Genomic DNA, 25,451 nt, shown 5'->3' on the forward strand with positions numbered 1-25,451 from the left:
TTGCACTTCAGGGTTGTTTCGCTATGCAGTCAGATGCGCGGCCGGGCTGCGCGACATTGGGTGCCGAGCCTGGATCGTGTTGGAGAGATGCCGGTCCAGACCGCAGAATGATCGAAGAAAAAAAGACATGCCGCATCCCGTCGATGTTCACGTGGGCAAACGTATCCGCCACCGCCGGTGGCTTGCGGGCATGTCCCAGCAGCAACTGGCCGATGCGGTCGGCGTAAAGTTCCAACAGATCCAGAAATACGAAACCGCCGCCAACCGGATAAGCGCATCGCGGCTGTGGGGCGTGGCCGCGGCGCTCGAGGTTGATATCAGCTTCTTCTTCGAGGGGCTCGCCAGGAAGGGCGAGGAAGCGGGCAAGACGCAACCCGCCGATATCTTCGCCGACAAGGAGGCGATCGAGCTCGTCAGGGCCTGGTACGCAATCCCCGAGGCGCAGCACAAACGCCTCCTCGACCTCGCCCACGCTCTGAGCGAGGCGGGTTGAAACGCCCTTGCAGCATGATGGTCTTGCCGCGCTCGGAGAGGTAGCGGAGCGGCGCCACCACGACAGCGCCGAAGCCATGGTCGACAGACTCGATCGCGCGGCACCAGCCACTCTCCGCAGGCGCCGTCCGGATGCAATGGGCGATCACTGCGGCGCCTCCGGACCGGGTGGGGTGCTCTGCCCGTCCTCTGCATGCCCAACCTCCACGACCGGCACGGTCACCTCGCTCGCCACCGGGCCATGCCGGATCTCGATCCGGTCGGCCGCCGATCGCATCGCCGTCAGGAAATGCACCTTCACTCCTATCGGCACCGGCTCGCCGGGGCTCGATGACAGGGTCAGCCTATGGTCAGTCCCCTCTTTGAGTGCCGCCGTGATCGTCCGGAACCGCGGCGCGCCCGGCATCTCCAGCATGATCCGCCGCCCGACATACGCCCCGGGCGTTGCGATCGGCGCCACGCGCATCAGCACCGATCCCGAACTCATGGGACTCCGCAGTTGCAGCTCGTGCCCCCAGGTCGGCAGCCAGAAGCTCGCCTGCCGGCCGCGCAGGGACCACAGCCAGCGGCGCTGTGCCCAGCGTGCGGATGGCCCGTGCGCCTTGAGCGTGATCGTCTCGCTGCGCTCGAAGACATCGCGCACGGGCTCCACCACGACGGGCCCGAAGCCGTTGTCGACATACTCGACCGCCCGGCGCAGGCTGGCGGTGAGCGGGCGGCGCATGAGACTCGGGTCGGTCTGGACCGGCTGCCCCTGATAGACGGGCAGCACCAGCGGCGCGATCTCCGGCGCGTCGCACAGCAGCAGGCTCGCGGTGACCGTGCCATCGCCCTGCCTGCGCCGCGCGATCTCGACGGCCGCGGTCAGCAGGCCTTCGCGAACGGGCGTGACCGCGATGCGCCCGGCGGCGACGGTCGTGCCGGGCAACTGCGCGTCCAGCGGCTCGGCCAGGATCAGCCGGTCGGACTGAACGTCGGCGACGCTCACCGGGGCCGCCGCCCCGCCATCCACCGCAATCGCGGCCAGTTCACCCACCCGGAAATCCGAAAGCCCGGTGTCGAGCGGGATCTCGGTCGCACCTCGCGCCAGATCGGCCCCCGGCTGCAGCGCCAGGTGCCAGAGCGGCAGGCGCCACGCGCCGGCGAATCCGGCGCGCGCCAGTTCCGCCGCCCTCGCCATCCCGAGCGCGTCGAGCCTGTGCCGGAATGTGACGATCTCCCGCGGCCGGGGCCGGAGCGCGATGCGCTGCTCGCCCTCCCGGGCCTGCAGCACATCGGTACGCCATTCCAGCACTTCCGTGACGTCCTGCGTAGCTGGAAACGGCCAGAGTTCAGGCATTCAGGGCACTCCGGTTGCGGCGGATGACATTCAGGATGGCCCGCTCGCCAGAGGGCGTGGCGAGGTAGTCGCCCACCACCGACGGGTCGAGCACGTTGACGATTCGCATCGGGCTCTCGCGCACCGCGCCGCCCGCCTCGACGCCCAGCCGGCCGCCGCGGCCGCGCCGGAGCGGCATCACCGCCTCCGGCCCGGCCTCGCCCATCAGACCCACACCGCGCGCCATCGGAAAGAGCGTCGGCCGGTCCACCACGCCGCCCCGGGCAAAGGCATGCACCTCGCCCGCGCGGTCGAACACGCCGCCTCGTGCGAAGCCGAAGAGGTTGGCCAGGAAGCCGCCCCCACCGCCACCGGCACCCCCGCCGGAGAAGGCGCTCAGCAACGCGTTCTCGATCGGCTTGAAGGCGAGGTTTATGAGCCGCGTGGCCAGGCTCTGCGCGATCTGCGAGATCGCATCGGAAAAGCTGCGCCAGGACAACTCACCCGAGGCGAGCGCGCTCTTGAGCGGCCCGGTGATGTCCTCCGCGAGCCGCCGCGCCGTCGCGCGCTGCCGCTCCGCCTGCCGCCCGATCTCGCGCATGGCCTCCTGCCAGGACTGCTTGCTCTCGCCCGCGGCCTGCGACATGGCCGCGCCGGTCGCGCGCGCGGCCTCGCCCAGCTTGCCGAGCGGGCCGCCGGTGCCACCCTTCCGGCCATCGCCGGTCCCGAGGCCGCCGGCCTGGTCGATCGCGTCCCTGAGCGTCCTTGCCGCCTTGGCGGCACCGTCGAGCCCGCCCTCCGCCGCCGTCGCCCCCGCCGCGACGGTTGCGCGCAGCCGCTCCCAGGCCGCCGCGATCTCCGCGCCCCCAGCGACAAGCCGCCGGCCTGCCTCGGCGCGCTGCGCTGCCGCCTTACCGCGCAGGGCCCCGGCCGCGAGATCGGTCTCGTAGCTGCGCGATTGCGCCCGCACGCCCGCGACATGAAGGCTTTCCTGCAGCCGGTCCCCGATGCCGGGAATGGACCCCGCCGCCCCGGCCATGTCGCGCAGAAAGCCCGCCCATCTGCGTTGCAGCGACGCGATCATCGCCGCAAACCCCGCCTGGATGCGTGTCCACACCGCCTTGAGCGCCGGGCCGAGCGCGCTGGCCCCGGTCCCGATCCCCTCCCATACCTTGCCCGCGAGATCGCCCAGCAGCGTCATCGCCTCCCCGAAGCTGCCCGCCCCGCGCACCAGCCTGGGGAATTGCAGCGCAAGCTCGGTCGCGGCGACGACAAGCCCAATGAAGGGCAGACGCACCAGCACCCGCCTGAGCGCCACCAGCGCCGTGGCCGCTCCCCGCAGCCCCAGGGCAAAAGCCGCGACCCGGCCAAGGAGGCGCGCCCCGATCACGCTGGCGAAGGCGCCGGCGTAGGCGGCCACGCGCTCGAAGTTGCGCCCGAGCCAGTCGATGGCCCGCCCCAGCGGGCCGGAGGTCTCGGCCAGCCGCGTCATGAACCCGGCCGTGCGCTCGAGCGCCGGGGCGAGCGCGACCGCGAGCTGGTTCGACAGCCCCCGCCACACCAGCCCCAGCCGGGTGAGGGCGTCGTTGGTCCGCTCGATCTGATCGGCCTCGATCTCCGAGACCAGCGCGCCGAAGCGCGCGAGATCGTCGCGCGCCAGCCGGATCACCTCCGGGTCGAGCCGCTGGAAGGCGGTGAAGGCGCGATCGCCGAAGAGCTCGGAGAAGTTCGCCGCCTGCGCGGCCGCGCTCGACTGCGCCCGGATCGCCTCGGTGACTTCGATGATGCGCTGGTCGAGCGGCAGCGCGAGCAACCGCTCGGCATTGAGCCCCAGCCGCTCGATGGCGCCCGCCGCGGGCCCGGAACCATCCGCGGCAAAGAGCGAGAGCCGCCGCGTGAGCCGCGTGGCCCCGCCCTCGAGCCGTTCCCATTGCGTGCCCGTGAGGTCCGCCGCGCGCGCGAGCACCTGCACGCTCGCCGTGGTGGTGCCCAGCGACTGCGCGAGCTTGGCCTGGGCGTCGATGACCTGCAGCCCCGAGCGCACCATCGCCGTGGCCGCCGCGCCGAGCGCCGCCGCCGCGACGCGCCCGGTCCTTTGCAGCTGGCGGCCGAACCGATCCAGCCGCTTGTTGGCCGCATCGATCTCGCGCCGGACGCGCCCCATCCCGCGCTGCCCGGCCGTACCGATCCCCTCCAGCGCCTGGCGGACCTGCCGCCCGCCCACGGCCGCAAGCCGCACGGAGACGCGTTTTTCCGCCATTGCTCACTCCTGTTCCCGCTCAGTCGCCCAGTTGACCTGCGCATGCGCCGCCTCGACCATCCGCGCCTCGATCACCGGCAGCAGCTCGACCACCGCTACCGGATCGATGCCGAGCGCCCCGGCCGCCGCGAGCGCGGCCGTCAGATCGAAGCCGATCACCACGCCGCCCGAGACGCGCAGCTGCCCCTCGATGAGCTCCGTCAAGCGCCAGACGGCCGCGCCCTCGAGACTGCGCGGCGCGTTCAGGACTTTCGGGCAGTCCGGGCAGGTTTGCGGGCACGCTTCGCAGTAGCCTTCGCCCCCGCCGTAGACCCACGCGGCGAGGGCGCCGAGGCGTTTTTTTCCTGCTCCGCGTCCAGCGCCGGCAGCAGATAATCCTCCTGGAAGCGCTCGAAGACGGGCCAGTGTTCGAGCAGCGCGTCGATCGCCTCAGGCGTGATCTCGACAGGCGCGCCGTCCCTGTCCGCAACGCCCGTCCAGTCCACGATCGCGCGCCGTGCAACCGCGCGGGCGAAAACGTAGCCCGCCTGCTCGTCGCCCGCGTCCCCGGGCAGATCGCGCAGCTCCGGCTCGCCGCGCGCCGCGATCATCAGCGAGGTGGTCGCCGGCATCACCTGCACGCGCACGCCGCGCCCGAGTTCGAGCCACCACGGCCCGGCCTTCATGTCGAGATGGATCATCAATACGTCTCCTCGTCGTTGATCAGGGTGGCGGTGCACATCACGCCGGCGGCAGAATCGAGCGCCGCCTGCCAGTCGAAACTTGCCTGCACCCCCTGCGGCCCGGTGATCTCGACCCGCGGGCGCGGCAGGTAGACCTCGTGCGCGGTGAGCGTGAAGCTCTCGCCGCCAGGCAGCGCAAAGCCGAACTCGAGCGTCGAGGCGGTGCCGTTCGTCGCCTGGTCGACCAGCGTCTCGTCGGCGAAGCGCAGCTCGATCTGGCCCGTGAGCGCGGCGATGGTCGGGTCGGCCCCGTCGATGCGGCCATCCGAGCGGATGGTCTCGATGCGGTCGAGATTGTTGGCGTAAGTGACCTGCGCCGAGACGAGATTGCCGAGCGCGCTCCCGTCGCGGATGACCTGTCCGTTGAAGTTGCCGAAGCGCTTCAGCGGACGCGTCGCCAGCGTGCCGGTCTGCGCCGTGCCCGCGCGGCTCTCGCCCTGCGCGACGAGGCTCGCGGTGGCCTGCAGCTGGCCGCTGCGCTGCATCTGCCACGACAGGCTGTCGAGACGGCAGCCGGTATACATCGCATAGCGTGGCACCTCCGGCATGCCGGTCTCGATCGCCATGCTCGGAAGCTCGTAGGCCCCGGAGGTGAACACATGCGTGAACGGCCCCGGCGCCGTGCCGGTGGTGGCAGGCTGGCCGAACGCCGCCTTGAGCCAGACCCCGAAATGCGCCGCGTCGATCGGGATCACCACGTCGCCGTCCGCCGTGATCGCGTCCTTGATCGGGGCCAGCGGGTCGCGGCCGTAGCCCAGAAGCTCGTTGTCGATCAGCGGCTGCTCGGCCCCCAGCGTGGTGCTGGCAAACGGCATCCGCGTGAAGCCGCTCGCGGGGGCGGTGCCATACGTCGTCTCGAACGCAAGCGCCATCTGCGCCCGCGAGCCATATGCGCGTGCCATGTCTCAACTCCTCAAATGGTCTTGTGGGTCAGGCCAAGGGATCAGCCGTGGAATAGTGCAGGATGACCGGAATAACGGCCGCCTTCAGGCTTGCTGCACCCTCGACCGGCAGATCGACCGGGCGTGGGGCTTCCGCCTCGACCCAGTCGCAGAGCCCGCCCAGCGTCCGGTCGGCGGCGAGCGCCGTGCCGATGCTGGCGCAGAGCGCGTCAAAGGCCGTGTCACGGTCGCCGCCCTGCACGACCGCCTCGATCTCGGCGCGGTGCTGGTAGTGATAGGTGAGCGGCGAAAGCGTCACTTCCGGCTCTCCCGGCTCGCCGTCGCGCAGGATCAGCAGCCCCTCGGCCGGCACGCGCTCGGGCAACACCTCGCCGCGCAGGGCGGTGGCGGGCAGCGCCGAGAGCCGTGCATGCAGCGCGGCGAGGATGGTTTCGCGGAAGGTGGGCATGGTTATCCGCTAAGGTGCGAGTGTGGCCGATATCGACGTCGAGCCCGAACTGACCCGGGCGGGGCCGCAGGGTTTTGCCAGTTTGCAAACGTCGCGACGTTAGCGGCCCCGGATGCGTCGTCTGTAGGAGACTGTGCCGCCTGCTCAAACGAAGAGCGGCGAGCCCATCTCAGGGCCCACCGCTCATGATCGTTACACGTTCGAAACTGGAAACTTCAGGCGGCCTTGCTCGCCGCCGTTTTGACCTTTTGTGCAGCACTCTCGGCGCTCTTGGTCACCTTGGTGGTGATCTCTTCGCCGGCCTTGGACGCCAGGTCGGATGTCTCGCTGCTCGCCTTCTGCATGTCGGTCGCAAAGGCTTGAACGGTGCGCGTGAAAAGCTCGGTCTGCTTCTGCGCGAATTCCGTGAACGCCTTGCCGTATTCGGCCGGCTCGTCGCGGACACCTGTCAGGTCGCGGACATTGGCGAATGCTTCCTTTGCGGCCTCGCTTGAAACGTCGGTTGCCCGGGTCCCGGCCTGAATGGTGATCGACGCCATGCGCTCGTTCATGTTGGCGATGGTCTTGAGGACGTCTTGGTATCCCTGCAGGTCGAGCAGGTTCTGCGCGTCGGTGGTGGCGGTCTTCTTGGTCTGCGTGGCCATGTCGGGGCTCCTTTCGAGAGTGAATGTCGTGTCGTTCTACACCCTACATCATGCTGCAGTGCAGCATTTTCAACCCCCGCCGCGTTGCGGTGGAGCAAGAAATTGAGAAGTCCAGCTAGGAGAGAGCACCGATGCCACCACAAAGACACTGCCGGGAGGACGGATGTGACCAGGCATAGGGACGTTCTGACCGGGGCTATATGGCCGCGACAGAAAGCGGCGGTTCTGGCACCGCAAGAAGAATTGCCTTTAATCGGAATTCGGCTCCCTCCGCTTTGCTGCCTCAACCGACCTTCTGCTCCACCCACCTCGCCGCGATCAACCCCGGCACGCTATCATGCGCCCGCTCGGCGTCGCGGTCGAGGTCCAGCCGCTTCGGCAGCTTGACCTGCGGGACCAGCAGGAAGATCGGAACGGTGGTCAGGCCACGACCGGTCTTGGACCGTGACGCAACCCCGAGCCCCCGGCTGTTCAGACGCCCGTCGGCCACGAGCAGGCTCGGCCCGGACCGGCGATAGACAAAACGCAGGCGCAGCCCGCGTCGCCGCTCCCATTCGCCGGGGGTAATCTTGCCACCGCGCCGGCCGCGACCGGCAGCGGGCAGCGGTATGGTCAGCCAGAACCCGGTCTTCGAGCGGATCAGCGGGCCAGTATTGTGGGCGCTGACGATGTCCGGCGCGTTCGACCAGACCAGCGCGGCTGCGTTCAGGCTGGGCTGGCCCTTGGGATATTGCGCCGACCGGATGGTGCGGGACAGGCGCTGGCCGAGTCCCGCGCCTGTAATCTGGCCACGCCAAGCCGTCTTGAGATTGGTGCCGGCTTCGCGCGTGGCGGCGGACACAGCTTTCTCGCCCGCCTTGATCTCCGCGGCCATGATGGCGACCAGATCCGGGGTGACGTCGAGCTTCAGTTTCATGCCGGGCGCAGCTCCACGGTCCAGACCAGCCGCTCGCGATCACGCACCGGCTCGCCCTGAATGAGAAAAGCCTCGCCGTCTATCTCGATCCTGTCACCGGGCCGGGGTTGGGGCACTTCGGCCACCCGCAGATCGACACGCGTGGTTTCCGACCAGATGCGGGCATCGCCAAACCCGGTGATATCGTCCGCGCGGCGGGTGACCACACGGACGAGAACCGGCGTTCGACGAACTAACAGACGAACTGATTGTCGCCGGTGATCTTCTGGAGCTATCGGACGTCACGACAGCAGACACCGATGCTAAGGGGGAGGTGCCGCTAGCTGACTGGCTCCATCTGCGATCGCCTCAGGGCTTTGGGACGTTCGATATTTTCGATCAGGATGAGGCGACAGCGAAAGCCGCTGACATGCTGGCCGCTGCCCGTGACGTGCTCGAGGTGCTACAGGATGGCCGGTGGAACTGGTGCCGGGTTAAGGTGAACTCGAATTTATATCAGGGGGTAAAGTGATGGCCGAGAGTATCGAGGAGATGGAAGCTGCGCTCGAACTTTACAAGCAGGCGATTGATAGCGGGCAGATCACGAAAGAGCAGCTTGCCGAATTTCCTGCTGGTATGGGGCGAACTACCCCTTTTTCGTTTGAGGCTCTGCAAACCCTAAAAGAGTTAGACCCGGCAGCATACCCCCAGCGACTTGAGGACGCCTTACGTATATCGAGGGTAATGTTCCCCCATATCGAACAAAAATAACCCCCGCTTTCCTATCGCGGGGGCCTCGATTTATCACGTCGGGGGGTACGGTCTTTTCTACTATCGGGGCCTCAGGCCAGCCGCGCCTCCGCGTTCTTCACCGTGGTCGGATGCCACTTGCCGCCCCGTGCCGTGGTCACGCCCAGCGTGTTGAACTCGTCGGCAATGGCCTGATAGGTCGCACCGGCCTTGCGGCGTTCGTTGATCGTGGGGGCGATCTTGTTGGCCCTCAGATCGGCCTGCACCGCTGCTACCTTATTCGCCTCTGCCGTGCGCTGGCGCAAGCCCCCGAGCTTCACACCGCGCGCCTTCGCCTCCGCCAACGCCGCCTTGGTGCGCTTTGATATGAACTCGCGTTCCTGCTCAGCCAACGCGGCATAGATGTGTAGTTGGAACTTGTCAGCGTAGGGCATGGCCGCAACGCGCAGGCCAACGCGCTTATCCTCAAGCAAGGTCGCGATGAACGCGACTGAGCGGCTGATCCTGTCCAGCTTGGCCACAAGGATCGTGGCCCCTTCCTTGCGGGCCAGCTCCAGCGCCTTGGTCAACTCAGGGCGATCCGCCTTCGATCCACTTTCCACGTCCGTGAACGTGCCGATCACTTCGAACGGCACTTCGGCATAGCTTTCCAGAAAGATCGACACGTCGCGATCCTGCGCTTCCAAGCCCAACCCCGAGTCGCCTTGCTTCCTTGTGCTGACGCGGCGGTAAATGATGAACCGTTCCATTGGATTCCCCTCTTATATAAATCATCAACGTTCGTTGTGATTTATATAAACCCCTTACACGGTGAGTCGCTACCACTTTTTTGCACTCATGAACGCCCAGCGCTCTGCCCCCATCACCTGCCCGCTGAGTAGTCATCTAAAACGTCCCGCGAAACTGCCTCACAGCCTTGCCTTACCCCCAACCAGAAATTTTCTAGGAAAATAGCCCTAAAGGTTAATCAACGCTTAACACCGATCACCCGTTGCCACCACGGCACCTGACCGCGCTCAATCATGCCTCTGGCAATGTCGCTCAGGTCCGCTTGCAGCTTGTCGGCCCGCTCTTGCGCCCTGTCCAGATCGCGGCGCAGCTGGTCGCGGTCCCGTGTGACTTCGCGCAAACGCTCTGCCCCGTCTGCGATCTGCTTTTCCATGAACGCCCGTTCGCGGTCGTGCAGCCCCTCGATGCTGGACAGCTGAGCCTCGAGCGCGTCTTTCTGGCGTTGTAAAGCTGCGTTTTCGGCAGTTAGAACGCCCACCTGGTCGCGCTTGTCCTTAGGGCCTTCCCCTTGACGCTTTCCAGCAACAGGCCGTTTGTATTCCCGTTCAAACCGCGTCAGCTCACCCGCCGTGATGCGATACGACCCGTCTGACATTTTCTCACCAGCGATCCGGCCTTCCTTCAAATGCTTCGACACGGTGGGTTTGCTCAATCCAAGCCGCTTTGCCGCCATGCCCAAAGTATAATCCGACATCGCAAAGCCCCCATAAGATCGACGCAAAGCCCAGCGCCCTTGACCTGTATAATACCGCTTAGAGTCTGTTAATAAAGGTTTAACTAAACCCTTGAAAACAGGTCACTATTTGCAATCTGAATATTGGTGTGTTATAAAGATCACAGGGGCTTTCTTCACCCCTTTTTCTCGCCTCGGGGCTGCGGTTTTCCCTCCACGTTGGACCGCAGCCCCACCTAAAAGGAACCTGTTAAATGACTGGCAAAGTGCAAGTTTTGAAACCCGGACAACCTAATGCGCGGGCGTGTTAGTTGTCATGGGGCAAACCTTTCATGGCTGTGACGATATCCTGACCGGCCTCAAGCCGTTCGCGGAGGGTCTCTAAGGTGTCGATGTCCTGTTGCTCGATCCATTTCATCAGCGGGGGCACGAAGCGTTGCGCATGTAGCTTGTCGATCCGGGCCTCGATGGTGTCGATTTTCGATTTAGCGACCACGTTCGACCTCGCTGAGTTTCTGCTCCAGACGGGCGATTTTGGCCTCCAGCTCGGCCCGCTCGGCAATCTCGGCCATCTGGCGCAAAGCCCATATCGCCGCTTTCATGTCCTCAGCATCCATCTCGCCCGCAGCCGTGCGGCGATAAATCCGGGCCATCTCTGTTTTGCACTCGCCTGCGTTCGTGATCTTGCGCTTCGATTTGCCCCAACCATCATGCACCTTCGCAGGCGGGTTACCTCGCATCAAGCAGCGCCGCTCACCCGATGGCGCTAATGAAAATGATAGTAGCTTTCATAGTTTCTCCGATTTGAGCAGCCCAATCTGACCCGACATTTCCCCCAGATCACCCATCAGCGCCCCAAAAACTGAACGGATACCGTTTATCGCTTCAGTGTCCGCGCTTTATGGATGCCAAGTGACGACGCTTGAACTCCAAATCGTAGCCGCGCCCGTATTTCGTTCCCACGCCACCAACAGAACTCCAGCCTCCAATACCGTCTGTCAGTTCCATCGGTGCCCCAGCATTGCGCAATCTGTCCCTCAACGTGTGACGCGCGCCCTCCAAAAAGCCACTTTAACATAGTCTGCCCCTCTATCTGTTCTCGTGCCTGACCAGGGACATCTTTGCCGCCGCACCATCCAACCGACATTCCCCAAGTGGCCTGCCGTTGGATGAAAAAATGCCGGACGAGGCCGTGCGGTCAAGCATTTCCTCTCTCCGGACCTCGCTTGGCCTCGCCCGGAATTCCAACTGTGGGTATTTGAGGCCAAACGGCGGGGTCTTCCTTGGCCCTCTGAGGCGTTTTTCAGCGCGGCTGACAGGCCTGTCGAGCCTCTTTCGTTGAGTTTCGGCCTGGATCGCGGTCATACACATCACGGAGACGCCCGAAGGCGGCGGATGGCAGCAAGTATGGCCCGCACCATCGGACCGGACACTGCGGCCTCGGAGAGTTGGAAGGTGATCGCCCGGGCCTGGCGCACAACGCGGGCCTGCCCCGGCGCAGGACTGGAGGCCGCGCGATGTGACCCCGGACCTGAGTCGGGCCATGACGCGCGAGACGCTCACAGCGGCGCGGGATAGCGTGTGTGGGGCCTTCGGCGTTCTGCCCGGCTTGCTCTACAACGCGACCACGGGGCCGCTTGTGCGCGAAGCACAGCGCCACCTTGCGCAATACACGCTCCAGCCGGTCGCGGCGCTCCTGGCCGAGGAAGCAACGGCAAAGCTGGGCCAGCCGGTCGCGGTGGACGTGATGCAGCCGCTCCAAGCCTATGACGCGGGCGGACGTGCCCGAGCGGCGGCGGGCGTGGTCCGGGCGCTGGCGCAGGCGAAAGAGGCGGGCGTTGATCCGGCAATGGCGCTCAAGCTGGTGGATTGGGAAGACTGATCGTGCCAAGATTGAAAACCAGACCGAGGCTGACACGAAGATTCGCAAGAAAGGAGTTTGTTTTTGCTAGGCTTTCTTAAGGGGCTTTTCGGGGCGGGTTCCAAACCTGAGAAGGTTGTCAACACGCGTGATCCAAACCGTATCCGCAGGCTACGAGGGGATGGAGAGTTTAGCGAGAAAGCCGCTGGCACTTCTCGCTATCAAGAAGCCTTGGTCGAAATAAAAACTGGATTCAGGAAACATTCTAATCCCGATATTTTTTTCGACGTGGTGCCTGAGCCGACGAACCAGCATGACCGAGACGCGTTGCAACTGCAATATGAGGGGAAACTTGTCGGTTACATTCCAGCGTCTATGACTTCAGAGGTGCACGACGCGCTCCAGCGAGTTGATCAAGTTGGACAAAAATGCCGTGTCAAAGGACGGATCGTTGGCCATGAGGCCAAGGGACTCGGGGTCCGACTCAACATAAGGCGACCAGCTGGGTTCTGAAACGGCGCTCAGGTTGGTGGACTGGCAAGCGAAAGAGGCGGGCGTTGATGCTGACACGGCAATGAAGCTGGTGGGCTGGCAACAAGGCAGCTAGCGGAACACTTCCGTCAAGGAGCTAGTCAGCAGTTTTCGCGCTGCTGCTCACGATCTATCGACTGCAAGTGTCCTTTGGTAATCGCAATCTTCGTTTCTTTGTCAGCACCCGACATACTCGAAAGAGGAAGCCCCAAAAGGAAAACACCCCAGGCGTCCCCAGTTGCTGCACGGTTCTGGTCGGCGCTTAGGTTGGCCAGCGCTTGCGAATATTTAGTCTCGGCCTCGGCAAGCTGAGAGCAAGAGAAACTACGATACTGATTATCGCCAACGTCTGCAGCAGATATATCGTCTGGCCTCGGAGCACACGCTGCGAGGCTGCTGAGCAACACCACGGCAATGGGAAGGACAGGTTTCATTTTTCCTCCGAGCTTAATGAGGTTACAAAGCATGCGGGTTTGAGCAGTGTCAATGAGTTGTGCATGGCGAATCCGAGCAAGCGGCAAAAAAACTACGCGTCGCGCGTTGGCGGGTAGGATGCGCCGCCCTTTGCCCGGTATCGCCTTAAACGACTGAAATATATGGGAAATTACAGATTAAGTGGCGGAGCGACAGGGATTCGAACCCTGGAGACGGTCTCCCGCCTACACACTTTCCAGGCGTGCGCCTTCGACCACTCGGCCACCGCTCCGTGGCTGTGCTTCTATCGTCAGTGACGGGGCGGCTGCAAGGGGCATTTATGCCTGAGCATTGTTCAGTCGAGCGTGATATAGACCCGCCGGTTTTGCCGGCCTTTCTTTTCGATCTTGCCGAGCCGCACAGTGCCTATTTCACCGGTTCGCGCCACATGTGTGCCACCACAGGGCTGCAGGTCGATCTGGTGGCGGCCCTCTCCGATACGGACGAGCCGTACCCTGCCGGCGCCTGTGGGTGGCGCGACCGACATGGTTTTCACCAGTGACCGGTTGGCTTTGAGTTCCTCGTCCGTGATCCACTCTTCCGTCACGGGCAGGTCGCGATCAACCGCCTCGTTCAGAAGGTCTTCAAGGCCCTCTTTGTCTTGCGGGGCCTCGGGCATGTCGAAATCCAGACGGCTTTTCGTCTCACCGATCGCACCGCCGGAAACCGGAAGGGGGATCACCGTCGAAAGAAGATGCAGCGCCGTGTGCATGCGCATGTGCCTGTGTCTGCGATACCAGTCGAGATGCTGAAACAGCGCGGTTCCGACCGGCGGCAAGGTTGCGGGCTCGGCGGGAACCAGCACGATTTCACCGCCCGCGCCCTTGACCGTTGTCGCGATGGCAAGCTTATGACCATTCCACGTGACAGCCCCGCTATCGCCGGGTTGACCGCCCCCGGTTGGATAGAAAAGACAGCGATCAAGGACGATACCGCCCTCTTGGGTATGCGCCGTCACCGTGCCATCCGCATCGGCAAGATAGGCGTCATCCCTGAATAGCGGATATGTCATGTGCTACCTCCCGTCCCCATCACCATCCTGGGGTGTGGCGCCGTCTTCCAAATCCTCTTCTGTGATATGGGCCGCACCCTTGCGGTCCCTGACCTGAACATCCGGTGTGCTGCCGGTGTCCTCTTCGGGGGTGGCACTGCCTCGCGCTTGGCCAAGAACTTCGGGATTGCGCAGCCAGATGTCGCGCTGTGCAAACGGGATCTCGATTCCTTCCTCGGCGAACCTCCGGGCGATCTCGTGATTCATTTCGGAATGCACGTTCAGAACCCAGTTCACATCCCGCAGGATGGCCCGTATCTCGAAATCCAGCGAATCCGGCCCGAACCTCCGAAAGACGACATAGGGCGCGGGGTTTGCCAACACCATCGGATGCGCCTCTCCGATCTCCTGAAGGATGCCTTCTACTTTGCGGGTATCAGAGCCATAGGCCACGCCCACGGGCACGATAACCCGGCCAACGGTATTGCCACGGGTATAGTTCGTGACCGTGCCACTGACAAAATCGGCATTCGGGATGATCAGGTCTGAGCGGTCGAAGGTTTCGATCCGGGTCGACCGCACCGAGATTTCCTTGACGGTGCCGTGCTGACCGCCGACCTCGATCCAGTCGCCCTGACTTATCGGGCGCTCGATAAGCAGGATGATCCCGCTAACGAAGTTCGATACGATGTTCTGAAGGCCAAAACCGATACCGACCGAGAGCGCCCCCGCGACAAGCGCGATGGAACTAAGATCGATGCCCGCGCTGGTGATCGCGATGACCGCGGCCAGAAAAATCCCCAGGTAGCCGACCCCGGCAACCAGCGCGTTCGCGCCGCCGGGGTCCATCTTGGTCTTGGGAAGGACCGTATTCCTGAGCGTCCCCTGCAAAAGTCGGGTGAGGACAAGGCCGAGGGTGAACACGATCGCCAGCGTGAGGAAAACCGTAGGCGACAGCGTAAAGCCGCCAACAGTGAAGCCACGCGTGAACTGCCCCCACATCTCCGACAGATCCGCCACCCGCGCGCCCCAGATCAGCGCAAAGAGAGGCAGCGACAGAATCATCATGCCGAAGCCCGCCAGAACCGGGAAAAGCTCGTCCGGCGTTCCGCCCCTGTGTCGTGTCAAAAGAACGTAGACCTCGGAAATCATCCGCTGCAGGACCAGAAGTGCCGCCAAAAGCAACAGTGACAGGAGCGATGGCAGCATCGTCGCCGTCGCCGCCTTGAAATACCCTATGGCGGCCAGAACCGGCGACAGCACCGCCAGAAGAAAAAGCGCCCGCGCAAGAAGCCGCGTGAGGCGGTTGCGATAGGTATCATGCTCCTCGCTTTCGCCCGAAGCATGGCTATGCTTGGTCAGGATGCGGGCCAGCCGCGCCAGCAAAAGACCGGCGATGACTATGACCGGAAAAAGGATGACATTCGTCGCCGCGACGCTCCAGTCGCTGAGCTCCGCGAGCTGCGTGGTGAAGTAGAAGACGGATATGACGAACCCGAGTGCCCCGCCATAAAGCCGCCCTGCCCGCCTGTCCTCAGGATTCAGCACCAGCGGCAGACGCAGCGTGTCGCTGCGCGGAAAGCATCTGAGTGCCAGCCAGCGTGAGACGAGAAAGATCAGAAACGCCGGCGCGAGCGCCTCGAGCATGAGACCGCCATAGAACCCGACAAGCCCGGTAATATGGAATGCCTCGGTAAGTGCCACAAAGCCGATATAGGGCACCACGATCTCGCCGACCGAGACCACGAGGGTGACTATCCATCTGACCGAGAGCGACTCGCGCGACATGATCATCCGCACCAGAAGCTCGACCCAATAGCGCCCTCGGACAATCAGCACGAGACCGATCAACCCCAACAGGATCGCCACCGGAAGTGTGCTGCGGGTTTCTTGGCGCTGAATGTCGCTTTGCAGCGATTTCGCGACCTCGGTCCGCACGTTTTCAAATGTGAAATAAAGCGCGTTGAGACCTTCGGGCCAATGCATCGGATTGAGCGGTGACGGCCCAAGTTCCAGAAGTTCGGCGGTCTGTCGTTCGCGGATGATGCGGTCCACCGAATGGATCATCCCGCTGGCACGGCTATAGGCGGCCTCGGCGCGCTGCTGGGGTGCCCGCAAACGCGCGAGTTCCGTATTCAGCTTTTCGCGCTGGTTGGCGATTTCGGGGTCTTCGCTCCCGGCCTCGGGGACGGGTCCAAGCGCTTCAAGCTGTGCCTTCGCGGTCGCGATGGCATCGGAGTTGAGGTTTTGCAACGCAAAAAAAACGTCACGCCATTCGGCCAGCTGCCTACGCAGATCCTCGAGCGCCGAGGTGGAGGCGCGTGATGCCTCGATCGTCTCTTCCGCACGCGCCGCCGTGCGCTCCCATGCCTCGTAGTCCGGCCCCGAAGGCGGTTGTTGCGCTATGGCCGCGACAGACGTCAATCCGACAGAGACCACCGCTGGTGCGATCCCAAGCACCAGAAGAAGCGCAAGACAGCGGAAGAGGCGCGTCATTTTTCGAACACTCCGGGTATCGACCGCGGGGCCTCGTCAAGCCAGCGGGGAACCGGAAGCTCCTTCTCGCGCAGGAACTCCGGGTTGAACAGTTTCGATTGATAGCGCGTGCCATAATCGCAAAGGACGGTGACGATGGTGTGCCCCGGTCCCATGTCGCGGGCCATTTTCATCGCACCGGCCACGTTGATCCCGGTCGACGCGCCCATGCAAAGACCCTCATGTTCAAGCAGGTCGAAAACGATCGGAAGCGCCTCCTCGTCGGTGACCTGATACGCAAAATCCGGAGTGAACCCTTCAAGGTTTTTGGTGATCCGCACCTGTCCTATCCCCTCGGCGATCGAGCTGCCTTCGCTTTCAAGCTCTCCGGTGGTGTAGTAGGAATAAAGCTTCGCCCCCATCGGATCGACAAGGCCGATCTTCACGCCCTTGGGCTGAAGCGCCATGCCCACACCGGCGAGGGTGCCGCCCGATCCACAGGCACAGGCAAAGCCGTCCACCTTACCGCCTGTCTGTTCCCAAACCTCGGGGCCCGTCGTTTCGATATGCGCCTGCCGGTTCGCGGTGTTGTCGAACTGGTTGGCCCATATCACACCGTTCGGTGCGTTCTCGGCCAATTTCTTGGCTAGGCGCTCGGAATAGCGGACGAAATTGTTCGGGTTCGAATAGGGGGCCGCCGGCACCTGCACAAGGTCCGCTCCGGCAAGGCGAAGCATGTCCTTTTTCTCTTCGCTCTGGGTCTCGGGGATCACGATGACAGTCTTGAACCCCATTGAGGCCCCGACAAGCGACAAACCGATCCCGGTGTTGCCCGCCGTCCCCTCGACGATCGTGCCGCCCGGTTTCAACTCGCCCCGCTTCATCGCATCGCGTATGATATAAAGCGCCGCACGGTCCTTGACCGACTGACCGGGATTGAGAAATTCGGCCTTGCCCAGAATGGTGCAGCCCGTCTCCTCACTGGCCCGGCGAAGCCTTATCATGGGTGTGTTTCCGACGGCCTCGGCCAAATCCTTCGCGATGCGCATGTTCAGGCTCCCCATTGCGTGATCTCCGATGTAGGCTGCGCCGATCCGAAACTCAACCAATTGCGCGCAGACGGTCGCGCTCCCTTGCAAGCCACAAGAGCGACAGGATCAGCGGGCCGTTATCCGCCTCGCCGGTATCAAGCAGGCCCATGGCCCGGTCGAACTGCAAGGTGTGTGTGCGGATATCCTCGTTCTCGGTCTCAAGCCCGCCACGTCCCCGCGCCTTGTCCGGCAGATCGCACAGACCGACGAACAGATGAAAATATTCGGTCGAACATCCCGGCGAACAATAATGCCCCCCAACGGGCTCAAGACGGCACAGTTTAAGCCCCGCCTCTTCCTCGGCTTCGCGCCGCGCAGTTTGCTCTGGCATCTCTCCTGCATCCACCCGCCCCGCGATGGGCTCCAGTGTCCAGGGCCTTGGATCGCCGCGCCCGTAAGGGCCCATGCGAAACTGCTCGACCAGCAGCACCCGGTCACGCCTCGGATCATATGGCAGAACGATGGCCGCATCCGTTGCAACAAAGACTTCGCGCCGAACACGTGGGCCCATCCCGCCCGAAAAGGTCGGATGCCGCAATTCCATCGCGCGGGTGACAAAGAACCCGTCATGCAGGTTTTCTCGGAGCAGAAGCTCCACGTCGCCCGCGTTTGCATCGCTGCGAACATCGGCCGGAACCGTCTCCCGCGCGGCAATCCGCGAAGCGGCGCGCGACAGGATCATCGGGCGGCGCTCACGCAGCAGACCAGCATCCAACCGGCCGAACCCCTCCATGATCTCTTCGGCGGCCAGCCGTTCAAGCGCGCCTGCCCCGCCATCCCGCTCCGCACCGAAAGCCTCCTCGCCTTCCCGGCTCAGGCCCGCCGCCGTCACATAATGCTCGACACGGGCCACCTCCTCGGAGGTCAAGGCAACCGCCTCATCCGAGGCCACGTCGCGGCCCAGAACAATGCGGCGCATCGCGGCGTCGCGCAATGGGCCGTTCAGCCTGACACGAGTCATCGGATCAACTCCAGCGTCTCTGCAACCGCTCGGCCAGAAGCCCCGTCAGGATGCCACCACCGACCAGCAGTGCCGCAAGGGGCCAGTTGAGAAGGTATTGCCCATAATCCAGCGCATTCTGGATCATACCCATGATCCCCTCGACCGGACCGTCATACTTGCGCTCCAGTGCTTGTGCGAGCATCAGGTTGAAGCTCTGTGCGAACAGGGCCCAGAAGACCAGCGCCCCAACCCCCGTCAAACCCGTGCTGATCGCATCGACATACCCGGTGCCAAGCCGGTTTCCGATCACCCACCAACCGCAAATCAGGCCCAGCCCGGCATTCACATAGTTGAACCAGCCGAAATTCGTCTCTGGCGGCATGAGTGGTCGGATCATCTCGGACCCGATCCAGCCGATCGCGGCCAGACACAGCGCCGCCACAAGGCGCGCGGCTGTGGGCATCTTGTCAGAAGGGCGCATGTTCAGCCGGACCTCGCGATTGTGATCTGTGTCACATCGCAATGTCCCGCTTTGAACGACCCCGCGCAAGAGGTAAGGTAGAAATTCCACATCCGCCGGAACCTCTCGTCAAACCCGTGCCGTGCCACATCATCCCAGCGCGCGTTGAATGTCTCGTACCAGCGGCGCAAGGTATCGCTATAACTTTGGCCGAATTCGATCGAGGACACCACGCTCAGACCCGCGCGCTCGATCTCTTGTCGAAGCGCGGACGGGCTGGGAAGCATGCCTCCCGGGAAAATGTGCTTTTGTATGAAATCGACGCGCGTTCGGTATGCCTCCCATCGTTTGTCGGCGATAGTGATGATCTGAAGCGTGGCATTCGCCCCCGGGCGAAGCCGGTCTCGCACGGTCTTGAAATAGACCGGCCAGTATTTTTCACCGACCGCTTCGAACATCTCGATGCTGGCGATGCCGTCATAGGTGCCGCGCTCGTCGCGATAATCCTGCAACTTGAAGCTTACCATGTCGCCCAAACCGGCCTTGGCGATACGCTCTTCGGCATAGGTCATCTGTTCGCGGCTGATCGTGAGGCCCGTCACCTTGAGGCCCCGTTCCCGCGCCGCATATTCCGCGAAACCGCCCCAGCCACAGCCGATTTCAAGCACATGATCGCCCGGCTGAACGCCCATTTGATCAACCAGCTTGGCGTATTTTCGCGTTTGCGCGGCTTCGAGGCTTTCCTGCCCTGTCTCGAAATAGGCGCTGGAATAGGTCATCGTATCGTCAAGCCAGAGACCGTAAAACGTGTTTCCCAGATCATAATGATAACTGATGTTCCGCTTGGATTGCCGCTTGGAATTGCCGTTCATCCAATGTCTGAGCCGTTCATAGAACCGCACCAGCCCCATACCGGGGAAGCCCTCATAGATGTCATCGTTCTCCATCGTGAAGAAATCCATGAGCGCCTGAAGATCGGGTGTGCTCCACCACCGCTCGAGATAGGCATCCGAGAACCCCATATCGCCCTCACGGACAAGCCGCGCGAAACAATCCGGCTCATGGATCTCGACTTCGGCCACCGGTCCGGGCTCGGCCCCTTCGGCGCGAAACACGCGACCATCGGGAAGACGCACGTCAAGACGACCGTATCGCGCCTTCTTGAGTGTCGCGAACACCGGCTTGAAATACCTCGGAAGGTTGGCCTGTCCGGCCGTATCAGTCAGGATCATGAACCCGCCTCTCCTCAATAACGCACCCAAGTTATTGCCGCCCCGCCCTCGTTCACAAGGTTTTTCGCGAGGTGACACACAGGCGTCTCAACTTTTACGATCTTCATACGCCGCCAATGCACGCTCACGTCCTTCCTTCAGGCCGACAACGGGCTTGTCGGGATATGGATCATCGGGCGACATTGGCCATGACCGTGGAATGGCCCGGAAATAGGCAAGCGCATCCTCTCCGGGGTTTTGCTGACCTTCCGCGATCCAGCGGTCGGGATACGCGTGATCCGGATCAAACTTGTCGAGCTGGGTTTCCGGGTTGAAGACCCGAAAATAAGGTGCCGCATCCGGGCCACAGCCCGCGACCCACTGCCAGCCCATCGCGTTTGATGCGGGGTCCCAATCCGTCAGGCAATCATCGAACCAGTGCATCCCAACTTTCCAATGGGTCATCAGGTGCTTGGTCAGGTAAGATGCGACCACCATCCGGGCACGGTTGTGCATCTTGCCGGTCACATACATTTCGCGCATCGCCGCATCCACAAAAGGCACACCTGTGCGGCCCTGTTTCCATGCCTTGATCTCGGCTGCGCGCTCATCGTCTTTCCAAGGAAAGTCATCCCACTCCTCGCGCCAGTTGCGGCAGGCAATCTGCGGGGTGTGATACAGCAGGTGATAGGCGAACTCGCGCCAAACCAGCTCCTTTAGCCACGCCTCGGCGCTCTTGTGCCCTTCGTGGCGGGCCCGCATGCCCGCATGCCAACACTGACGCGGCGATATCTCACCATAGGTCAGGTTCTCCGACAGCCCCGAGGTGCCATCGACAGCGGGCTTGTCACGCGCATCCTTGTAGTCCTCGATGGCATGCCCCATGAACCATCCAAGGCGGCCTTGCGCGGCCTCTTCTCCGACCCTCTGATAGGGGCGACAGACCTTGGCACCCCGGTTCATCGCCGCACCAAGGCGCCACTCCGCAAGCGTCTCGCTCTTGGGCCAGTGCTCCGGTGCGGGAATGTGCGACGGGGCGGGTTCGGCAGCAGGAACATCGCGGTCCTTCACGTTGCGCCACATCGGGGAATAGACCTTGTAGAACCCACCCTCCTTGGTCTCGACCGTCCAAGGCTCGAACAGAAGATGACCGGTGAAGCTCTCGGCCTCGATCCCATCCTCCTTGAGCGCGGACTTCACCGACGTATCCCGCGCGATCGCCTCAGGGTCATAAAGCCGCGACCAATAGACCGCGTTCGCCCCGGTCTCATGGATCAGATCGCGCAGCACAGCCAAAGCATCCCCCGACCGAAGGACAAGCCCGCTTGCCTTGCCGTCCAGCGCCTCGGCCATGTCCTCGATGCCAAGGCCCAGCCGCCATTTTGGCGCGGCACCAAGATCATCGACCATCTGATCGCGGATATAGACCGGGATAACCGGCCCGCCGCGCTTGACTGCGGCGCGCAACGCGTCGTGATCGCTGAGCCGCAAATCGCGGCGCAGCCACAGGATCGTGGTGGGGGTATCGCTCATCTGTCCTCGCAACGTGTCAGTGCCAGATGACACGTAGACCGCCCCTCCTCCGGATCAAAGAATGTCGTCGAGCGCGCTCAGAAGCTGATCAATCTCATCGCGCGTCGTATAGTGCACAAAGCTCAGCCGAAGCACGCCATGTGCGGGATCAACGCCCATGGCCTCAAGCGCGCGCACCGCATAAAAATCACCGCCTCCCGCCATCACACCCATCGGGGCAAGCTTTGCCGCCGCCTCCTCGCCCGGAATGTTGAGCTTCACTGCCACGGTAGGCGCGCGCCCCTCGGCCCGGTCCGAACCAATGAGGCGCACCGAATTTCGGTCACTCAGATGATCGAGCACCGGTTGCAAAAGCGTGCTTTCATGCGCGCGCATGATCTCGTGAACGCCCTCACAGCGGTCTGCGGCCTCACCTTCGATGCCATGATGCTGCGCAAGGCCGTCGATATAATCCGCCATCCCCGCACAGGCGGCGATTTGTGCGTGATCGGGGCCCGCGGGCGTGAATTTCTTGTAAAGCGACGCCTCGTTGAAGAAATGTCCCTGATTGGGCAATTGCCGCGCCAGGTCACGGCGCATCACCATGATGCCCTGATGAGGGCCATAGGTCTTGTAGGCCGAAAACAGATAGATATCAGGGCCCATCACGCCGACATTGCAAAATCCGTGCGGCGCATAGCTCACCCCGTCGACACAGACGAACGCCCCGGCGGCATGGGCCAGCGCGGTGATTTCGACCACCGGATTGACCTCACCGACCACGTTGGAACAATGTGGGAAACAGACAAGCCGAACCTTTTCATCCAGCATCTTTTCAAGATCGTCCGTGTTCAGATGTCCGGTCTCGGGATCGAGCTTCCATTCGCGCACCTCGAACCCTTCGTCAGCAAGCCGCCGCCACGGCCCGCTATTGGCCTCGTGGTCCTGATTGGTCACGATGATGGCGTCGCCCGGCTGCATCCATTGTGCAAACGCCCTTGCCAGAACATAGGTGTTCTGCGTGGTCGAGGGCCCAAAGCTCAGTTCATCCTCACCAACGCCCAGCATGGCCGAAAGCCGCGTGCGCGCCTCATCCATCTCGCCGCCCGCCAGTTGGCTGGCCTCGTAGGGTGCATAAGGCTGAACCTTGCGCTGCTTATAGAACCGCGTCAGGCGATCAACGACCGGCGCACAGGTAAACGACCCACCCGCGTTTTCAAAGAAAGCCTGCCCCTTGAGTGACGGTTCCGCAAAGGCCGGGAACTGCGCCCTGACAAAATCGACATCCAGTGTCCGGTTCATGAAATCACCCCTCTCTGTTTCCTTGCGTAGAAGATAGCAAAGGCCCCCGACGCGCAAGCATCGGGGGCCTTCATTTCGCCTGTGTCGGCGTCTTTACTTGATTTCGCGGCGTTCGGACTGCAGACCGCGGAAGATGGCCCAACACATGAGCAACAGGACAAGCGTGAACGGCAATCCGGTCGAGATCACCGCCGACTGAAGCGCCGCAAGGCCGCCCCCAACCAGCAGCACGATCGCCACCGCACCTTCGAACACACACCAGAACACACGCTGTGTCACCGGCGCATCCACTTTGCCGCCCGCCGTGATCGTGTCGATCACAAGGCTACCCGAGTCCGACGAGGTAACGAAGAACACGATCACCAGGATGATCCCGATGGTCGACGTGATCGTCGCCAGCGGCAACTGGTCCAGCATGTAGAACAGCTTGAGTTCCAGCGACGCATTCTGGGCTGCCTCGTAGCCATCATTGACGACCTGGCTGATGGCTGTGCCGCCAAAGACACTCATCCACAGCACGCAGACAAGGCTCGGGATCAAGAGCACGCAGATCACAAATTCACGCACGCTGCGGCCACGGCTCACACGGGCGATAAACATGCCCACGAAGGGGGACCAGCTGATCCACCAGGCCCAGTAGAACGATGTCCAGCCCTGCATGAAGTTCGTATCTTCACGTCCAAACGGATTGCTGAGCGGGATCAAGTTCTGAAGATAGGCCCAAAGGCTGTCAGCAAAGAATGTCAGCAGGAAAACAGGCCCGCCAACGAACAGCGTGAAAACAAGCAGAAGACCGGCGAGGCCCATGTTGATTTCCGACAGCACCTTAACACCGCCGTCCAGACCCCGGATCACCGAGACAAGCGCGACAGCCGTGATCGCCGAGATCAGAAGCACCAGAAGCGTGCTCGAGTTTTCGGTCCCAGATTCTTCGGTGTTGCCATACGGAATCCCGATGAATGACCGCGTACCTTCGACCGCGTCACCCGACCCGTAAAGGAAGGTGAGGCCCGATGCCGCCTGTTCAGCGCCAAAGCCAAGTGACGTGGCAAGCCCGAAGAGCGTCGCAAACACCGCCAGCGTATCGATCACGTGGCCTGTCCAGCCCCAAACCGCATCGCCGAAGATGGGATAAAAAGCCGAGCGAAGCGTCAGCGGCAGACCCTTGTTATAGGAGAAAAGCGCCAATGCCAGTGCCACGACCGCGTAGATCGCCCAAGGGTGCAGACCCCAGTGGAAAATCGTCGCCGCCATGCCAAGGCGCGTGGCCGCAGCTTCATCGCCCCCCGCAGCGCCAAGCGGCGCCCAGTCGGTGCGGACACCGTCTTCCATGGACGTGCCCCCGAGCGAGCTTGAAAAGTGGCTCATCGGTTCGGATACGCCGAAGAACATGAGGCCAATGCCCATGCCCGCCGCGAACAACATCGCGAACCAGCCCACATAGCTATAGTCGGGCCGCGCATCCACACCGCCCAGCCTGATGGAGCCAAAAGGGCTTACGATCAGGAACAGACAGAACAGGACAAAGATGTTGGCCGCGCTCAGGAAGAACCAGTCGAAGCCTTTGGTGACCGACGCAAAGAGCCAGTCAAAGACCGAATTCGCCTGCTCCGGCAACGCCAGCGCGTAAAAGACGAAGACAACGATCGCCAGCCCCGAGATAAAGAAGACGGGGTTGTGTATGTCGAGTCCAAAGGGCGAGACGTTATCTTGTCCGACCTCGTACTCCGTTTCGATGATATCCGACGCGCCTTCCGGCTCGGGGATACCTTGGTTTGTATTTTCATCGGCCATGTGCGGCCTCCTATTTTATTCTTGGGAATCGTGGCGCCACGCGATGTCGCGGCTCTTGGCCGTGGCGTCAGGTGCCACGGACCACCATCACCGTACACTTGGCGTGCTCCGCGATCTTGCCACCGTTGGACGGCCAGACATAATCCAGAATGTTCGGCATATGACTTGCCATGACCACCAGGTCAGCGCCGGTATCCGTCACCGCCTGAAGCAGCACGTCATCCACATCCGACCGTGGATCATGGCTGACGAGAACTTCCGCACCGGCCGTGAACCCTTGGCCCTCGGCCTGTTCGTCCGCAAAAGCGTCAAGCTTGCCTTTGTATTCCTCGGCGTTGTGCGCGGTGCTGCTGGGGGTGTTTGTGGTAACGCCGACATAGACGATTTCCGCCCCGTAATGCCCGGCCAAATCTGCCGCGCATTTCAGCGCCTTTCCGAGATCCTCTTTATGCGCCAGATCAACCGGCACCATTATCTTTTTGAACACGTCGCTCCCTCCTTTCGCACGATAGGCCGAAGCTGCACGCGCACTTTTCATGTGCGGTCTGGTCACAGCCTGACTTCGTGCGTTCGTTTGTCCGGACCGACATGCGGTATGCTGGGTCGGCCATCCGATGACTCGATGGTAACGCGAAATCGTCAGGCTTCGCAAACCCAACTCGGCCAAAAGCGTCAGATTTCCCGGATTCACGGTCGTTTTCGATCCATCAAAAGACATGTCAGAGAACCGGGAATCGCCACTCGGGCACATAGTGACGGGCCGCGCGGAACATCGCCGTCGGTCGTTGTGATTGCTGATTCACACTGCCGCATGCGCGCCAAAAGGTCGCAATAAGACAAAGCAATGCCGTTATTCGCCCCAACCCCCCTCCCCCCCTGTGACAAGTTGGCGCGAATGGGGCCTGAGGGGGGC

Annotated in this window: 27 protein-coding genes and 1 tRNA gene; 3 read left to right on the forward strand and 25 right to left on the reverse strand. The window is 62.7% G+C overall.

Annotated features, from left to right (window positions below; all coding sequences use genetic code 11):
• Window positions 1–127: 127 nt before the first annotated feature.
• Window positions 128–493: a helix-turn-helix domain-containing protein gene (locus tag V8359_RS12345; RefSeq protein WP_336429226.1), complete on the forward strand. Its 366-nt coding sequence runs from the start codon at window positions 128–130 to the stop codon at window positions 491–493.
• Between the two features lie 144 nt (window positions 494–637).
• Here the strand turns inward: V8359_RS12345 and V8359_RS12350 are convergent, their stop codons facing one another.
• The 9 genes from V8359_RS12350 to V8359_RS12390 all read right to left on the reverse strand — a co-directional run bounded on the left by V8359_RS12350 (window position 638) and on the right by V8359_RS12390 (window position 7,977).
• Window positions 638–1,831 carry a hypothetical protein gene (locus V8359_RS12350; protein WP_336429228.1) on the reverse strand — a complete coding sequence of 398 codons (1,194 nt, stop codon included), beginning with the start codon at window positions 1,829–1,831 and terminating at the stop codon, window positions 638–640.
• Window positions 1,824–4,070, reverse strand: a complete 2,247-nt coding sequence (locus tag V8359_RS12355) for a phage tail tape measure protein (RefSeq protein ID WP_336429229.1) — start codon at window positions 4,068–4,070, stop codon at window positions 1,824–1,826. Before V8359_RS12355 ends, V8359_RS12350 begins: the two co-directional genes overlap by 8 nt.
• 3 nt (window positions 4,071–4,073) lie before the next feature.
• Entirely contained in the window at window positions 4,074–4,274 is a 201-nt protein-coding gene (locus tag V8359_RS12360) for a DUF7697 family protein (RefSeq protein ID WP_336429230.1), read from the reverse strand.
• Window positions 4,275–4,312: 38 nt separating this feature from the next.
• Window positions 4,313–4,750 (reverse strand): hypothetical protein, encoded by a 438-nt coding sequence (locus tag V8359_RS12365; RefSeq protein WP_336429232.1) that lies wholly within the window; start codon window positions 4,748–4,750, stop codon window positions 4,313–4,315.
• Entirely contained in the window at window positions 4,750–5,694 is a 945-nt protein-coding gene (locus V8359_RS12370; RefSeq protein ID WP_336429233.1) for a phage tail tube protein, read from the reverse strand. The genes V8359_RS12365 and V8359_RS12370 overlap by 1 nt, the downstream gene beginning before the upstream one ends.
• Before the next feature lie 28 nt (window positions 5,695–5,722).
• On the reverse strand, window positions 5,723–6,142 hold the full coding sequence (locus tag V8359_RS12375) for an acyl-CoA transferase (RefSeq protein ID WP_336429234.1): 420 nt from the start codon (window positions 6,140–6,142) through the stop codon (window positions 5,723–5,725).
• Window positions 6,143–6,357: 215 nt separating this feature from the next.
• Window positions 6,358–6,786 carry a phasin family protein gene (locus tag V8359_RS12380; protein WP_336429235.1) on the reverse strand — a complete coding sequence of 143 codons (429 nt, stop codon included), beginning with the start codon at window positions 6,784–6,786 and terminating at the stop codon, window positions 6,358–6,360.
• A 283-nt stretch (window positions 6,787–7,069) separates the two neighbouring features.
• Window positions 7,070–7,702 carry a DUF6441 family protein gene (locus tag V8359_RS12385; protein WP_336429236.1) on the reverse strand — a complete coding sequence of 211 codons (633 nt, stop codon included), beginning with the start codon at window positions 7,700–7,702 and terminating at the stop codon, window positions 7,070–7,072.
• Entirely contained in the window at window positions 7,699–7,977 is a 279-nt protein-coding gene (locus V8359_RS12390; RefSeq protein WP_442970373.1) for a head-tail joining protein, read from the reverse strand. Before V8359_RS12390 ends, V8359_RS12385 begins: the two co-directional genes overlap by 4 nt.
• Before the next feature lie 235 nt (window positions 7,978–8,212).
• Between V8359_RS12390 and V8359_RS12395 the strand changes: the two genes are divergently transcribed.
• The gene (locus V8359_RS12395) at window positions 8,213–8,452 is read left to right on the forward strand and encodes a hypothetical protein (protein WP_336429238.1); all 240 of its coding nucleotides are present in this window, start codon (window positions 8,213–8,215) and stop codon (window positions 8,450–8,452) included.
• A gap of 71 nt (window positions 8,453–8,523) precedes the next feature.
• Here the strand turns inward: V8359_RS12395 and V8359_RS12400 are convergent, their stop codons facing one another.
• From V8359_RS12400 to V8359_RS12415, 4 genes are all read right to left on the reverse strand, one after another.
• Window positions 8,524–9,180, reverse strand: coding sequence for a recombinase family protein (locus V8359_RS12400; protein WP_336429239.1), 657 nt, complete (start codon window positions 9,178–9,180; stop codon window positions 8,524–8,526).
• Window positions 9,181–9,398: 218 nt separating this feature from the next.
• Window positions 9,399–9,899, reverse strand: a complete 501-nt coding sequence (locus tag V8359_RS12405) for a hypothetical protein (protein ID WP_336429240.1) — start codon at window positions 9,897–9,899, stop codon at window positions 9,399–9,401.
• A gap of 301 nt (window positions 9,900–10,200) precedes the next feature.
• Window positions 10,201–10,389: a hypothetical protein gene (locus V8359_RS12410; protein WP_336429241.1), complete on the reverse strand. Its 189-nt coding sequence runs from the start codon at window positions 10,387–10,389 to the stop codon at window positions 10,201–10,203.
• A complete protein-coding gene (locus V8359_RS12415; protein WP_336429243.1) occupies window positions 10,379–10,633 on the reverse strand; it encodes a hypothetical protein in 255 nt (84 codons plus the stop codon). Before V8359_RS12415 ends, V8359_RS12410 begins: the two co-directional genes overlap by 11 nt.
• Window positions 10,634–11,436: 803 nt before the next feature.
• On the opposite strand from V8359_RS12415, the gene V8359_RS12420 reads away from it, so the two are divergent.
• Window positions 11,437–11,775, forward strand: a complete 339-nt coding sequence (locus tag V8359_RS12420; protein ID WP_336429245.1) for a hypothetical protein — start codon at window positions 11,437–11,439, stop codon at window positions 11,773–11,775.
• 611 nt (window positions 11,776–12,386) lie between these two features.
• Here the strand turns inward: V8359_RS12420 and V8359_RS12425 are convergent.
• From V8359_RS12425 to V8359_RS12480, 12 genes are all read right to left on the reverse strand, one after another.
• Window positions 12,387–12,719: a hypothetical protein gene (locus V8359_RS12425; protein ID WP_336429246.1), complete on the reverse strand. Its 333-nt coding sequence runs from the start codon at window positions 12,717–12,719 to the stop codon at window positions 12,387–12,389.
• A gap of 182 nt (window positions 12,720–12,901) precedes the next feature.
• A tRNA-Ser gene (locus V8359_RS12430) sits at window positions 12,902–12,991 on the reverse strand.
• A gap of 63 nt (window positions 12,992–13,054) precedes the next feature.
• Window positions 13,055–13,771, reverse strand: a complete 717-nt coding sequence (locus V8359_RS12435; protein ID WP_336429247.1) for an alanyl-tRNA editing protein — start codon at window positions 13,769–13,771, stop codon at window positions 13,055–13,057.
• A 3-nt stretch (window positions 13,772–13,774) separates the two neighbouring features.
• Window positions 13,775–16,246, reverse strand: a complete 2,472-nt coding sequence (locus tag V8359_RS12440) for a DUF3772 domain-containing protein (protein WP_336429248.1) — start codon at window positions 16,244–16,246, stop codon at window positions 13,775–13,777.
• The gene (locus tag V8359_RS12445; protein WP_336429249.1) at window positions 16,243–17,274 is read right to left on the reverse strand and encodes a cysteine synthase A; all 1,032 of its coding nucleotides are present in this window, start codon (window positions 17,272–17,274) and stop codon (window positions 16,243–16,245) included. Before V8359_RS12445 ends, V8359_RS12440 begins: the two co-directional genes overlap by 4 nt.
• Window positions 17,275–17,326: 52 nt before the next feature.
• Window positions 17,327–18,277, reverse strand: coding sequence for an NUDIX domain-containing protein (locus V8359_RS12450; protein ID WP_336429250.1), 951 nt, complete (start codon window positions 18,275–18,277; stop codon window positions 17,327–17,329).
• A 4-nt stretch (window positions 18,278–18,281) separates the two neighbouring features.
• Window positions 18,282–18,740, reverse strand: a complete 459-nt coding sequence (locus V8359_RS12455) for a TrgA family protein (protein WP_336429251.1) — start codon at window positions 18,738–18,740, stop codon at window positions 18,282–18,284.
• A 2-nt stretch (window positions 18,741–18,742) separates the two neighbouring features.
• Entirely contained in the window at window positions 18,743–19,951 is a 1,209-nt protein-coding gene (locus V8359_RS12460; RefSeq protein ID WP_336429252.1) for a cyclopropane-fatty-acyl-phospholipid synthase family protein, read from the reverse strand.
• Between the two features lie 87 nt (window positions 19,952–20,038).
• Window positions 20,039–21,463 carry a cryptochrome/photolyase family protein gene (locus V8359_RS12465; protein ID WP_336429253.1) on the reverse strand — a complete coding sequence of 475 codons (1,425 nt, stop codon included), beginning with the start codon at window positions 21,461–21,463 and terminating at the stop codon, window positions 20,039–20,041.
• A 54-nt stretch (window positions 21,464–21,517) separates the two neighbouring features.
• Entirely contained in the window at window positions 21,518–22,744 is a 1,227-nt protein-coding gene (locus V8359_RS12470; RefSeq protein WP_336429254.1) for an aminotransferase class V-fold PLP-dependent enzyme, read from the reverse strand.
• A 93-nt stretch (window positions 22,745–22,837) separates the two neighbouring features.
• Entirely contained in the window at window positions 22,838–24,538 is a 1,701-nt protein-coding gene (locus V8359_RS12475) for a BCCT family transporter (RefSeq protein ID WP_336429256.1), read from the reverse strand.
• A 67-nt stretch (window positions 24,539–24,605) separates the two neighbouring features.
• Window positions 24,606–25,025: a universal stress protein gene (locus tag V8359_RS12480; protein ID WP_336429257.1), complete on the reverse strand. Its 420-nt coding sequence runs from the start codon at window positions 25,023–25,025 to the stop codon at window positions 24,606–24,608.
• Between the last annotated feature and the right edge of the window lie 426 nt (window positions 25,026–25,451).

Origin of the sequence: Roseovarius sp. E0-M6 (assembly GCF_037083845.1) — a bacterium.
GTDB lineage: Bacteria > Pseudomonadota > Alphaproteobacteria > Rhodobacterales > Rhodobacteraceae > Roseovarius.

What these genes read in the sequence shown, in the direction of transcription:
- V8359_RS12380 (WP_336429235.1), bottom strand. Translation starts at nt 6,786, where the DNA reads ATGGCCACGCAGACCAAGAAGACCGCCACCACCGACGCGCAGAACCTG.
- V8359_RS12415 (WP_336429243.1), bottom strand. Translation starts at nt 10,633, where the DNA reads ATGCGAGGTAACCCGCCTGCGAAGGTGCATGATGGTTGGGGCAAATCG.
- V8359_RS12395 (WP_336429238.1), top strand. Translation starts at nt 8,213, where the DNA reads ATGGCCGAGAGTATCGAGGAGATGGAAGCTGCGCTCGAACTTTACAAG.
- V8359_RS12345 (WP_336429226.1), top strand. Translation starts at nt 128, where the DNA reads ATGCCGCATCCCGTCGATGTTCACGTGGGCAAACGTATCCGCCACCGC.
- V8359_RS12440 (WP_336429248.1), bottom strand. Translation starts at nt 16,246, where the DNA reads ATGACGCGCCTCTTCCGCTGTCTTGCGCTTCTTCTGGTGCTTGGGATC.
- V8359_RS12350 (WP_336429228.1), bottom strand. Translation starts at nt 1,831, where the DNA reads ATGCCTGAACTCTGGCCGTTTCCAGCTACGCAGGACGTCACGGAAGTG.
- V8359_RS12365 (WP_336429232.1), bottom strand. Translation starts at nt 4,750, where the DNA reads ATGATCCATCTCGACATGAAGGCCGGGCCGTGGTGGCTCGAACTCGGG.
- V8359_RS12455 (WP_336429251.1), bottom strand. Translation starts at nt 18,740, where the DNA reads ATGCGCCCTTCTGACAAGATGCCCACAGCCGCGCGCCTTGTGGCGGCG.
- V8359_RS12425 (WP_336429246.1), bottom strand. Translation starts at nt 12,719, where the DNA reads ATGAAACCTGTCCTTCCCATTGCCGTGGTGTTGCTCAGCAGCCTCGCA.
- V8359_RS12355 (WP_336429229.1), bottom strand. Translation starts at nt 4,070, where the DNA reads ATGGCGGAAAAACGCGTCTCCGTGCGGCTTGCGGCCGTGGGCGGGCGG.
- V8359_RS12465 (WP_336429253.1), bottom strand. Translation starts at nt 21,463, where the DNA reads ATGAGCGATACCCCCACCACGATCCTGTGGCTGCGCCGCGATTTGCGG.
- V8359_RS12420 (WP_336429245.1), top strand. Translation starts at nt 11,437, where the DNA reads ATGACGCGCGAGACGCTCACAGCGGCGCGGGATAGCGTGTGTGGGGCC.
- V8359_RS12375 (WP_336429234.1), bottom strand. Translation starts at nt 6,142, where the DNA reads ATGCCCACCTTCCGCGAAACCATCCTCGCCGCGCTGCATGCACGGCTC.
- V8359_RS12400 (WP_336429239.1), bottom strand. Translation starts at nt 9,180, where the DNA reads ATGGAACGGTTCATCATTTACCGCCGCGTCAGCACAAGGAAGCAAGGC.
- V8359_RS12435 (WP_336429247.1), bottom strand. Translation starts at nt 13,771, where the DNA reads ATGACATATCCGCTATTCAGGGATGACGCCTATCTTGCCGATGCGGAT.
- V8359_RS12450 (WP_336429250.1), bottom strand. Translation starts at nt 18,277, where the DNA reads ATGACTCGTGTCAGGCTGAACGGCCCATTGCGCGACGCCGCGATGCGC.
- V8359_RS12475 (WP_336429256.1), bottom strand. Translation starts at nt 24,538, where the DNA reads ATGGCCGATGAAAATACAAACCAAGGTATCCCCGAGCCGGAAGGCGCG.
- V8359_RS12445 (WP_336429249.1), bottom strand. Translation starts at nt 17,274, where the DNA reads ATGCGCATCGCGAAGGATTTGGCCGAGGCCGTCGGAAACACACCCATG.
- V8359_RS12385 (WP_336429236.1), bottom strand. Translation starts at nt 7,702, where the DNA reads ATGAAACTGAAGCTCGACGTCACCCCGGATCTGGTCGCCATCATGGCC.
- V8359_RS12370 (WP_336429233.1), bottom strand. Translation starts at nt 5,694, where the DNA reads ATGGCACGCGCATATGGCTCGCGGGCGCAGATGGCGCTTGCGTTCGAG.
- V8359_RS12460 (WP_336429252.1), bottom strand. Translation starts at nt 19,951, where the DNA reads ATGATCCTGACTGATACGGCCGGACAGGCCAACCTTCCGAGGTATTTC.
- V8359_RS12470 (WP_336429254.1), bottom strand. Translation starts at nt 22,744, where the DNA reads ATGAACCGGACACTGGATGTCGATTTTGTCAGGGCGCAGTTCCCGGCC.